The sequence below is a fragment of the Bradyrhizobium sp. 76 genome (assembly GCF_023073025.1).
Taxonomy (GTDB): Bacteria; Pseudomonadota; Alphaproteobacteria; order Rhizobiales; family Xanthobacteraceae; genus Bradyrhizobium.
Map to the genome: position 1 here is coordinate 1 of NZ_JADPIS010000153.1, position 10,249 is coordinate 10,249.

Sequence of the window (10,249 nt, forward strand, 5' to 3'; positions counted from 1 at the left end):
CCGACGGTCGCAGGGCTCGCTGCATCATGTTGATTCCCTTGTGAAACCAACGCGAGCCGGCGCCTGAACTTCATCAAAAGTGAGTCAGAGCCAATATTGGCTCTGACGCATATTCGATGATCGTGATTGTTTTTATGGCGCGCCAATCAGCCTTGCCTGAAGGAGATCGAGCTTAGCGCGCCCGTACATCTGCCGTTTGACCAGCTTGAGCTTAGTGATCTGCGCTTCCACTTGGCCATTGGACCATGGTTGCGTAATAGCGGCGTGCACCGCGCCCTTAACCGGCAGATGGTCGACATCCTCAACGCGGTTCTGACCGACGGCTTGCCGGCCGTCGAGGCGACCTGTGCCGAGGCGATCGCTCAGGGCGTTCATTCCGCCGATGTCGTGCTTAACGTTCTGGCCCGCCAGCGTGATCCTGCGCCGCCGGCCAACATCCTCACCCCGGTTGCGCTGACATTGCGCCATGACCCGATCGCCGACTGTGCTCGTTACGACCACCTCAGGAGAACCATCTGATGGAGCGTACTCAACTGTTCGATCTCATGGGTGAGCTCAAGCTCTACGGCGTGAAGGCTGCCTTCGACGAGATCATGGCGACCGCCATCAAACGCCAGCACGAACCCCAACGCATTGTCGGCGACCTGCTCAATGCCGAGATCAACGAGAAGCAGGCCCGCTCGATCAAGTACCAGCTCACCATCGCCAAGCTGCCGCTTGCCAAGGACCTTGAGGACTTCCAGTTCGAAGGCACCCCCATCAACAGACCCTGGTCAATGATCTCGCCGGCGGCGGCTTCATCGCCCAGCAACGTAACGCCGTTCTGGTCGGCGGTACCGGCACCGGCAAAACACATATGGCCATCGCCATCGCCAGAAGCTGCATCCGATCTGCCGGTCCTTGGCGGCTGCCGATCAATGCCGACGAGGTCACACCATCGACCTCTCCGGAGGTGAAGCCCAATGCGGAGACTTGGCTCGATTTCACCGACCTCGTCTTTATCGATCCGGTCGGGACCCGCTATAGCCGCTTCGCGGCGACCGGCGAGGATGTCCGCAAGCAGTTCTTTTCCGTGGACGGCGATGTCAACGCGCTCGCTCTGGTGATCCGCCGCTGGCTCGAGAAGCACGACCGATTGTTGTCGCCAAAATATGTCACGGGCGAAAGCTATGGCGGTATTCGCGGGCCAAAGGTGGTGCGCCAGTTGCAGATGCAGCAGGGCGTCCGCGTCAAGGGTCTGATCATGATCTCACCCGTGTTTGACTACCGCGAGTCTGGCACGAGCCTTCTTCGATACGTCGCAACGCTGCCGAGCTATGTCGCGACCGTGCGCGGAGCCAAGGGACCGGTGAAGCGGACCGATCTCGCCGACGTCGAAGCTTACGCGCGCGGCGAGTTCCTGACCGACCTCGTCAAAGGCAAGGTGGACAAGGAGGCGACCACGCGGCTGGCTGACAAGGTCGCCACGCTAACCGGCATTGACCAGACAGTGCCGCAGGCTCGGGGGCCGCTTCGGTATCACCGAATTCAGCCGCGAGCTCGACCGCAACAACGGCGAGGTGACCGGCCTCTACGACGCCTCCGTGCGTGGCTTCGATCCCTATCCGGATTTCGGTAGCCCCGGATTTGGCGATCCCTCGGGCGAGACGCGTCGGGCGCCGCTGACCAGTGCAGCCGTCGATCTCCTGACGCGCAAGCTGAACTGGCGGCCAGATGGCTCTTATGAAGTTGAGCAACGCCGCGGTTACGCGCGCCTGGGATTTTGGCGCCGGTCCCCCGCAGTCCTTGTTTGAGCTGCGCCAGATCCTTGCGACGGATCCGAAAATGAAGGTGCTGGTCGGGCACGGCCTGTTCGACCTCGTAACGCCCTATTTCCGCTCGCAGCTCTTGCTCGATCAGTTGCCCGCCTTTGCCTCAGGGCCGCGCGTCAAACTCACGGTCTATCCGAGCGGCCTCATGTTCTACTCGCGTGATGCATCGGGCCAGGCTTTTCGCGCAGAAGTCGAAGCGATGATGAAGCCGGCGGCGAAATAAGTCACAAGTAAGCGCTCGGGTGTGTCGTATGTCACCGCTTTCTCAGCGGGAGACCGCAACTGAAATCCTAGCGCCAGCTTGCGATTTTTGGAGATTTTCGGCTGACCGGTCTTTGCCGGCTTCTTTAGCGGCGTCACCGGGGGGCAAATAGCCAGCTGGCAGTGCTCCATGCGCGCGGCCACGTTCTTCATCCCGGATTGGTTCTTGGCCAACTGAGCGCCTCCTCTTGGAAGCGCTGATAGTGCCATTCGGAACGCAGGAGCATCTGGTCTTTATCGGCGCGAGCCAAATCCAATGCGTGCGCGTTTCGCAGGATCGTGAGCGCGGATTTCAGGGGATGGTGAGCAGAGGTTTCAGACGATCGTGAGCAACGATTTCGCGGGATCGTGAGCAAGGTTTTCGGAGGCTTGCGCCGCTTCGGCCGACAACTCTACGGCTTAGGGATGACCTCGTCGTTAACGAGGAAGCCCAATGCCTACCGGAGAGATTGTCGATGCGCCGGATCAAGGAAGTCCTTCGGTTGAAGGATGTTCAAGGCGCACCGGAGCGGGCCTTCGCACGGAGCGTCGGCAGCAACGGCGCTGTGTACGGCTATCTGAGCCGCGCCCGCTCTGCTGGGTCAAGTTGGCCGCTTCCGGAGGGGATGACCGATCCTGCTACTCGACCGTCTCGACGACACGCAGCTTCTCTTCCCAAACCCGCTCAAGCGAGCGCGCCACAAGACGGTTCTCGGGCTCTACGGCGTCATACTGACGCCGATCGCGCTCGGCCTCGTAGCGGGCGCGCTCCACCCGAAGCGCCTGGCGCCCGAGCTGACGGCTCTCCTGCTCCAGTTGGCCCGCCGCCGCGAGTGCGATCTCAATCTGATCCGGCACCAGGGCATCGAGGACCACCGGCTCAACCAGCGGGTCAACCGCCAAAGGTCCGGACTTCCTGGCAAAGTGCACTGCCTTGCTGATCCCGATCTGAACGGCAGCAATAGACCGGATGATCGGCATTCGGGCCCGTGTAGCGCATGCTCATGCGCCGTCCGCAACGGCCGCAGATCGCAATTCGTTGTAACAGAGCTGCCCCTTGCGCGGAACGCCAGAGTGTCCCGCCTCATAGCGGCAGACGTTATCTGCCAGTCGCCCCTGGTCGGCCATGAACTCCTCCCAGCTGACATAGCCTGCTGCTGTGATCACGCGGCCCAGATAGCGTTTGCGATCGGTGTTTATATGTCCAGCAATTCAGCTGCGATTTGATGTATCTCAGCTGAACTTTCTTGGACTGCTATTTCACCGCGCGGGTGCAAGAAGATTGAAGCAATCACCGCCTTTTGCAAGAGCGTTGGCTGGAACGGTCGATCGGCAATGCCGCGTACAGCATGCGTTGTGTTTCACCAAAGACGCACGGCTTGTTTCGATCACAACGGGTCTTGTCGGAAAGATGACATCGCGACCAAAAAACCCGGAATGTGCATAGCGCGCGCTGGCCCGGATCCTGCACACCACACGCGGCGTAGAAGCGATAACACAACGCACGCCTCGAGCTGCATTGAAGATCGTCGTTTGTTGAGTGGTGATATGGGATCTGGAGTTCTTTTTTGGGGCGCAGCAGCATTTGCACTCGTCGCATCTGGCGCCGCCCATTCAGCGGATCTCCATCCGGCCATGAAAGTGGCTCTGTGGAGCTGGACTGGAGGATATATCGGCGTGCACGGCGGCGGCGGCCATGGCCGCACTTCCTTCAGTGACCCCTACGGTCCATCAATTTATGGCGACATCGTCAACACGCCTGTGTTTCTGGCCGGAGGACAGATCGGCTACAATTGGCAGACGAATGGCTGGGTGTTCGGCGCCGAGTTAGACGCGAGCCATGCTGTCTCCGATGGCACGAACAGCTGCCTTGCCTTCTCAGGCAATGTCGTGATTGCTACCTGCAAAGCAGGTCCAAACGTCTTTGTCTCAGGGACCGCTCGTGTCGGCTACGCGTTTGGCCCGCAGGGCCGCACGCTGGGCTACGTCAAGGCAGGGGTGGCCTGGCAAAACAATCGCGGCGAGATCGCCAACAACAACGAATTCTGGGATGAAAGCTTTGCCGGCTTTCCGCGGCACGTCACGCAATTCGATTACGGCCGTTTCGGTTGGACCGTCGGAGCCGGCATTGAGCAAGCGCTCACGCCTGCTTGGTCCTTGAAATTCGAGTACGATTACATGAGCTTTGATGGGACACGTCTGGCGACACCCCCGACCATGCAGGGTCCGCCATTTGCGATCATCCCCCAGCACAAGCAGCCTTTCTAGCAGCTATCTCTTGCGACAGGTGGGACAATGACGTCCAAGTCCGTTGACGTATGTGTAGTTGGCAGTGGCGCCAGTGGCTCAATCGTCGCCCACGAGATCGCCCGAAAAGGATTCCGGGTGCTCGTCCTCGAAGCAGGCCGGACGCTTCCCGCCGGTGCCTCACTGGCAACGGTTCGAAACGGCGTCGATGATGCCGCCCTGGCGCGCGCTCCTACCGGTACATTGAGGCCGTTGGGTCGACCCTGGACAGTCTCGGCGCTCGGCGGTGGGTTGACATTGTACGCAGGCATCGCATTCCGCTATCGCACCGTCGATTTCGACGCGAGAGCGCATGTCGCCGCGGACGCGCTCGATCCGGTCTGGCCTGTCGATTACGATATACTACGTCCCTACTACGAGGAGCTCGAACAGCGGATCGGGATAGCTAGACTAGCTGGTGCCGATCCGCTCGAGCCCCCCAGCGATCCCGCCGTGCTGCCGCCGCACAGATATAGCTTGCAGGGCGAACTGATCGCGACTGCGGGCGGACGTCTCGGCCGGCTGCCATTTCCCACCCCGCTGGCAATCAATTCTATCCCGTACCGCGGCCACGCGGCTTGTGACCGCTGCGGCCCCTGTAACGAACACCTCTGTCCAAGCGGCGCGCGGGCCGATGCGCGGTCCTCGTTCACTGACGTCTCCCTGCCGCCGGGCGCGCTGTCGATCGCCCCTGGCAGCAAAGCTGTACATATCGCGCTTGGTAGCCTTGGCCGCGCGGACTCCGTGGAATGGCTGGACGTGCTCACTCGGCACCGCGCCCGGGTCCGCGCCCGCTGCGTGGTGCTCGCTGGCAATGCGATTCAATCTGCCGCCTTGTTGCTACGCTCAGCGCAGCGAGCGGCGCCTAACGGCATCGGCAACGCCAGTGGCATGCTCGGGCGCGGCATCTGCTTCAAGGTCAGCGGCTACGTGTCTGGCACCGTCACGATCGACCGCGTGCCTTCGCATCCGCCCGGCGGGCCGTTCTCAACCGTTGCAATGACCGATCATTACCTCGACGCCGAGGCACCCTCCGGGCTAGGCGGACTTATTTACGAAGCTAGTCCGGCACAGCGGGAGGTCCGTGGCCGAAACGTCACGCTGAGAGTGCATTTCCTAGCGGCCGACCAACCTATGCGCAGCAACGCGGTTCGACTAGCTAACAGTCACGATCAGCTAGGCTTGTCCAACATCATTCTCGAATACCGGACTCATCCACTGGACAAGCGGCGATTAGGTTATTTGTCCCGGCGCGCGTCGGACCTGCTTGCTGCGGCGGGCGTGAAAAAGATCGCTTACGAGGAGTCCATGTATCAGTTCGGTAGCGGTCATCTGCATGGTGGCTGTCGAGCGGGGAATGATCCAAGGGAGTCCGTGGTCGACCGCTGGGGTCGCGTGCACGACATCGACAATCTCTACGTCGCGGACGGCGGGTTCTTCCCGTATCCCGGAGGGGTCAACCCGACCTTCACCATTCAGGCGAATGCGCTGCGGATCGCGCGCAGAATCATCACGCAACTGGCCTGATCGGCTGAGACCGGAGAATTCTTATGCTCAGCACGCCCCATGCCACGTTGGCGGTGACGGATACGCACAAATCGGCACTGCGCCGTGCCTTACGGGTTACCGCGTCAGAGAAATGGGATCTCAATCGGCGTTTTCCCCTCGTGATGAGCCGTGCCTCCGGCGCGCATGTCTGGGATGTCGACGGAAGACGATACGTGGATCTCACCTCCTGTGGTGGAGCTGCACCGCTCGGAGCCGGATATGAACCGGTCGTCGATCATGTCGTCTCAGAGCTGCACCGCACCGGCGGCATCCTGCCCGGGCCATTGTCCGTGCACCGGATCGAGCTGGCCGAACGGCTCGCGGAGATATTCCCACGAGCGCAACGCTCGTTGTTTTTCCGCCCCGGCTCCTGCGCTACGACCGCCGCAATCCGCCTAGCTCGCGCGCACATGGGTACGAATCTGGTGCTTACCAGCGGGTATCACGGTTGGCACGATTGGCAGTTGCAGGACCGTCCCGCGATGGGGCTACCCCGACCGGGACCGGGACAGTGTCGACTTCCGCTACGATCTCGACCTATTCGAGAAACTTTCCGGTGAGCAGCGCGTCGCCGCGGTAATCATCACACCCGAGGTCAACTTCTTCCCACCCGAATATCACCGGAATTGCAAAATCTCGTCCACCGGCGCGGCGCCCTGCTTATCCTGGACGAGGTTATGACAGGATTCCGCTACGGCCTCGGCGGCTATCACACCGCGGTCGGGCTTGCACCCGACCTGATCACACTTAGCAAGGGACTGGCCAACGGCATGGCACTTTCGGCGGTCGCAGGGCGAGCGGAGGTGCTCAACGCCGCCGAGAAGACCTACCTGGGCAACACCTATCAACGCGAGATCACCCCATTTGCGGCAGCGCTGAGCACCCTGGACGCCCTGCGCAACGGCGCCGCGCTCGCCCGGATGCGACAGGTTGGCATGCAAATTATCAACGGTCTCAACGGGGTCTTCGCTAGCCAACAGGTGCGGGCTCGCGCGTTCGCATGGCCCACGATGTTCGACGTCGTGTTTGCCAACGCCGATCTTGGTTTCGCGTTCTTCCAGGAGATGTGGTCGCGCGGCTTCCTTATGCAGTACGGTGGCCGTTTCATGCCGTCTGCCGCGCTGTCCGATGCAGACGTGCAGGCCGCGATTGAAGCCGTCGGGCAGGTGTTGCCGGCGGCTCTGGTCCGACTAGAGAGTACTGGCCGCGATACGGACCTGATGGCCGCGGCGGTGCGGTTTGCCGGTGATCACTTCCTCGCAACCGCGGATTCGGTCCGGCGTTGGTTCACCGAGCCGAGCCATCCATGAACACGAGAAGTCGAATAGGGGACACCGCCATGCCCGAGGCCGCCGCGTTCTCCACCTCGCCGGTTCTGCTCGGGGGCGATAACCGGTCCGGCACGACCTTGCTGAGGGTCGTGCTGGATTCGCATCGCGATCTGGTCGTTGGGCCGGAGATCGATTTCCTAGAACCGCCGAACCTCGGCCCGCATGTCCTGGACGCGACCGACTTGCTCGCTGCTAATGACCCACGGGTCACCGGCATTGTCAAAAGCGCAATCGACCCGTTCTGGTATGACGGCGCGCACTTCGTAGTGCAATGCCTGCGGTTCGGCTTGAACTTCGACGACGTGCGTAGACTCGTCACGAACGTGATGAAGAAGTTAGCGAGCGACATCGTTTCGTTCACCGACAGATGCAGTCTGATCAACGAGATTGGTGATTTCCGCAGAGCGCAAACCGGAGCCAAGCGATGGGGCTTGAAGCTGCAACGCAAGATCGCCCAAATCGACGTCTTCGCTGGTCTGTGGCCAGATGCGCATTTCGTGCACATCGTACGCGATGGTCGCGACCTAGCGGCCTCGCATTTGAGAACCGTACCGGAGTGGGGTTACCGGACCGTAGCTGAAGCCGCGCACGGCTGGCGCGAGATTGTATCTCAGCCGCATCGCCTCGCGCCGCCAGAGCGCTATCTTGAGGTTCGCTATGAAGATCTGGTGACGAGTCCCCGCTCCAGCCTTATGCGAGTTCTGAATCACTTGCACTTGCCCTGGGACGGGGCCGTGCTGCGACACGCCGAATGTGAGCACGCATTGTTCGAACGGCCCTACGGCCACCCGGCGGCCGAGTCCACGGGCAAGCCTTTGCACGCCGGTCGCCTTGGTCGCCACACGCAGGATTTGACGCCCGCGCAGATCGCGGAGTTCGAGGGCATCGCCGGCAGTGAATTGGCCCGATTGCGCTATTTGTCGGCCTCGAGCCTGGTCATCGACGCGTGAATCCCGCTGAGATCTCCACAACAGCTCGTGGATTGCCACGCAGCTATTTGGCACTGCTCGCCGGGCGTACGGTGTCGGAATTGGGTTCCGAAGTGACCGTGCTGGCGCTACCGTTGACGGCAATCACTCTGCTGGAGGCCGGCCCGGCACAGACCGGGCTACTGCTTGCCTGCGGCCGGGCGCCGAACCTGATGATCGGCCTGTTCGCCGGGGTGCTCGTGGACCGCCTCCCACATCGATGCATCCTGCTGACCGCCAATTTGGTGATGGCGGTAACGCTCGCAACGATACCGATTCTCGCCAGCCTTGGGCAACTCGGAATGTTCCTGCTATATATGGCGACCACGCTTGTCGGGACGGCCGCAGTTATCGCCGACTTGGCCTATTTGGCATGTGTGCCGACGGTCGTGGATCGGGCTCGACTCGTCAGGGCGCAGAGTTCCTGGCAGCTCAGCAGATCTGGCGTTGTGGCAGTCGGTCCATTCCTCGCAGGCTGGCTAGTCAGCGCGTTCTCCGCGCCGTTCGCAATTCTCGCCGACTCGGCCTCTTTCGTGCTCGCGACCGCGTTGCTGCTACTGGTGCCAATGCGGGCGGCTGGGCCACCGCCCGCTGGATCAGATTCGGTACTCGGTCAGATCACGGAAGGACTGACGACGGTGTTTGGCAACCCAATTCTGCGTGCTGTCACGTTGGCCACCGGCAGCTTCATCTTCTGCTACAACGCTTACTCCGCTGTCTTTCTGCTCTATTTGACGAAGCATCTAGCTTTGGACGGCTGGACGACAGGGGTAGTACTCAGCATCGGCGCCCTCGGTGGTGTGGTGGGTGCGCTCACCGCATCGTGGGCCGGCCGCACGATAGGCCTTGGGCCTGTGTTGATGGTCGCCCTGGCGCTCAGCGCCGCAGGCATGACTCTGACAGCGCTTCTCACGCAGCCGCGATGGGCGGCAATCGTGTGCGTGGCGCTTTCGCAGTTCGTGCTGTGGTTCGGTCAGGAGATCTACAACGTACACCAGGTCCTCGTTCGATACGCGCTAGCTCCGGACCGGGTGCAGGGTCGTGTCAACGCGAGCATCCGAAGCGTAGTGTGGGGGCTTGCACCACTAGGTGCACTGCTTGGCGGTGTGGTCGGCGCCGGGCCTGGCCTGCGCACTACGCTATTGGCCAGCAGCGTGCTGGGCGCGGCCTCCGTGCTGTGGATCTGGCGATCGCCCCTACGTCATAAGCACAGCTTGCATCTGTGATCGCTACGGATTGGCAGACAGGGCTGTGTATGAAGATCCCCGAGCTCGGCGATCGCGAGCTACGGCGGCCTGACGTTGTGGCGGATCAACGTAAACTTCGTCGCAGACGGTCTTCCTTCTTTGTGGCGCTCTGGCGGCCACGCCTTGGCACTATGCTGCCGTTGAGGTGAGGCCGTTCGCACCATCAAGGATGAGGAGATCGACCCTGGCGAGGCTTTTCATGCGCGCGGCGATGCGACCGTCACCCTTAACCAGGGACAGCTCATCGATCAGGGGCGGCAGCCGAGTGTGACGATTTTGGCTAGAGTTTTTCGCACCAATTCCCGGCTGTGGAGGCCTCGTGTAGATCCTTCTTCATGTTGGCCAGCGAGATTTGCAAGTATGTGGGCCAGGTCCAAGCGAATTGCCTAGTGAGAATCGGAAAACCGATGCAGAACGGCTTCTGTGAAAGCTTCAACGGCCGGATGCGAGACGAGCTTCTCAACGAAACCCTGTTCTTCGGCCTTGATCACGCCCGAACCAGGATTGCGGCGTGGGCCCATGACTACAATAGCCACCGCCCGCATTCGTCGCTGGGCTATCTGACACCCGCGGCCTATTCCGCCAACCTCACCGCAACGTGCGACCGGCTGCGCAACCCCGACCAGCTCCGCCGATCGCACGTTGCTCACCCCGCGCCAAACGGCGTAACATCCGCCGAGACTCTAATCGCCAATGGATGAAAGTTCAGCGGCAGGTCAGGGCCACGCCACCATGGAGAACCGGCATGGGCTGGCGGTGGCCGGCAGGGTCACGCACGCCAATGGCACCGCCGAACGCCGGGCTGCGGAGGTCATGCT

At 61.6% G+C, this 10,249-nt stretch carries 7 protein-coding genes and 4 pseudogenes; 10 read left to right on the plus strand and 1 reads right to left on the minus strand.

The genetic code is table 11. The features are described 5' to 3' along the window. Nucleotides 1-279: 279 nt before the first annotated feature. The 4 genes and pseudogenes from IVB48_RS40485 to IVB48_RS40500 all read left to right on the plus strand — a co-directional run. Nucleotides 280-519: pseudogene (locus IVB48_RS40485) on the plus strand (IS21 family transposase); the annotation flags it as partial. Then, a pseudogene (locus IVB48_RS40490) lies at nucleotides 519-1,618 on the plus strand (ATP-binding protein). The pseudogenes IVB48_RS40485 and IVB48_RS40490, both read left to right, overlap by 1 nt. Nucleotides 1,619-1,824: 206 nt before the next feature. Further along, complete coding sequence (locus IVB48_RS40495; RefSeq protein ID WP_247342330.1) at nucleotides 1,825-2,034, plus strand: hypothetical protein; 210 nt, start codon at nucleotides 1,825-1,827, stop codon at nucleotides 2,032-2,034. Between the two features lie 493 nt (nucleotides 2,035-2,527). Continuing rightward, nucleotides 2,528-2,686 (plus strand): annotated as a pseudogene (locus IVB48_RS40500) (IS21 family transposase); the annotation flags it as partial. Between the two features lie 4 nt (nucleotides 2,687-2,690). Here IVB48_RS40500 and IVB48_RS41505 read toward each other — a convergent pair. Beyond that, nucleotides 2,691-3,032: a hypothetical protein gene (locus IVB48_RS41505; protein WP_247342333.1), complete on the minus strand. Its 342-nt coding sequence runs from the start codon at nucleotides 3,030-3,032 to the stop codon at nucleotides 2,691-2,693. A gap of 654 nt (nucleotides 3,033-3,686) precedes the next feature. Here IVB48_RS41505 and IVB48_RS40515 point away from each other — a divergent pair. The 6 genes and pseudogenes from IVB48_RS40515 to IVB48_RS40540 all read left to right on the plus strand — a co-directional run. Then, on the plus strand, nucleotides 3,687-4,319 hold the full coding sequence (locus IVB48_RS40515) for an outer membrane beta-barrel protein (protein ID WP_247342327.1): 633 nt from the start codon (nucleotides 3,687-3,689) through the stop codon (nucleotides 4,317-4,319). 276 nt (nucleotides 4,320-4,595) lie between these two features. After that, complete coding sequence (locus IVB48_RS40520; RefSeq protein WP_247342324.1) at nucleotides 4,596-5,864, plus strand: GMC oxidoreductase; 1,269 nt, start codon at nucleotides 4,596-4,598, stop codon at nucleotides 5,862-5,864. Nucleotides 5,865-6,511: 647 nt separating this feature from the next. Further along, nucleotides 6,512-7,195 carry an aminotransferase class III-fold pyridoxal phosphate-dependent enzyme gene (locus tag IVB48_RS40525; RefSeq protein WP_256468951.1) on the plus strand — a complete coding sequence of 228 codons (684 nt, stop codon included), beginning with the start codon at nucleotides 6,512-6,514 and terminating at the stop codon, nucleotides 7,193-7,195. A 29-nt stretch (nucleotides 7,196-7,224) separates the two neighbouring features. Next, on the plus strand, nucleotides 7,225-8,166 hold the full coding sequence (locus tag IVB48_RS40530; protein ID WP_247408848.1) for a sulfotransferase: 942 nt from the start codon (nucleotides 7,225-7,227) through the stop codon (nucleotides 8,164-8,166). Between the two features lie 47 nt (nucleotides 8,167-8,213). Further along, on the plus strand, nucleotides 8,214-9,410 hold the full coding sequence (locus IVB48_RS40535) for an MFS transporter (protein WP_247408849.1): 1,197 nt from the start codon (nucleotides 8,214-8,216) through the stop codon (nucleotides 9,408-9,410). 419 nt (nucleotides 9,411-9,829) lie between these two features. Continuing rightward, a pseudogene (locus tag IVB48_RS40540) lies at nucleotides 9,830-10,132 on the plus strand (transposase); the annotation flags it as partial. Nucleotides 10,133-10,249: the final 117 nt, after the last annotated feature.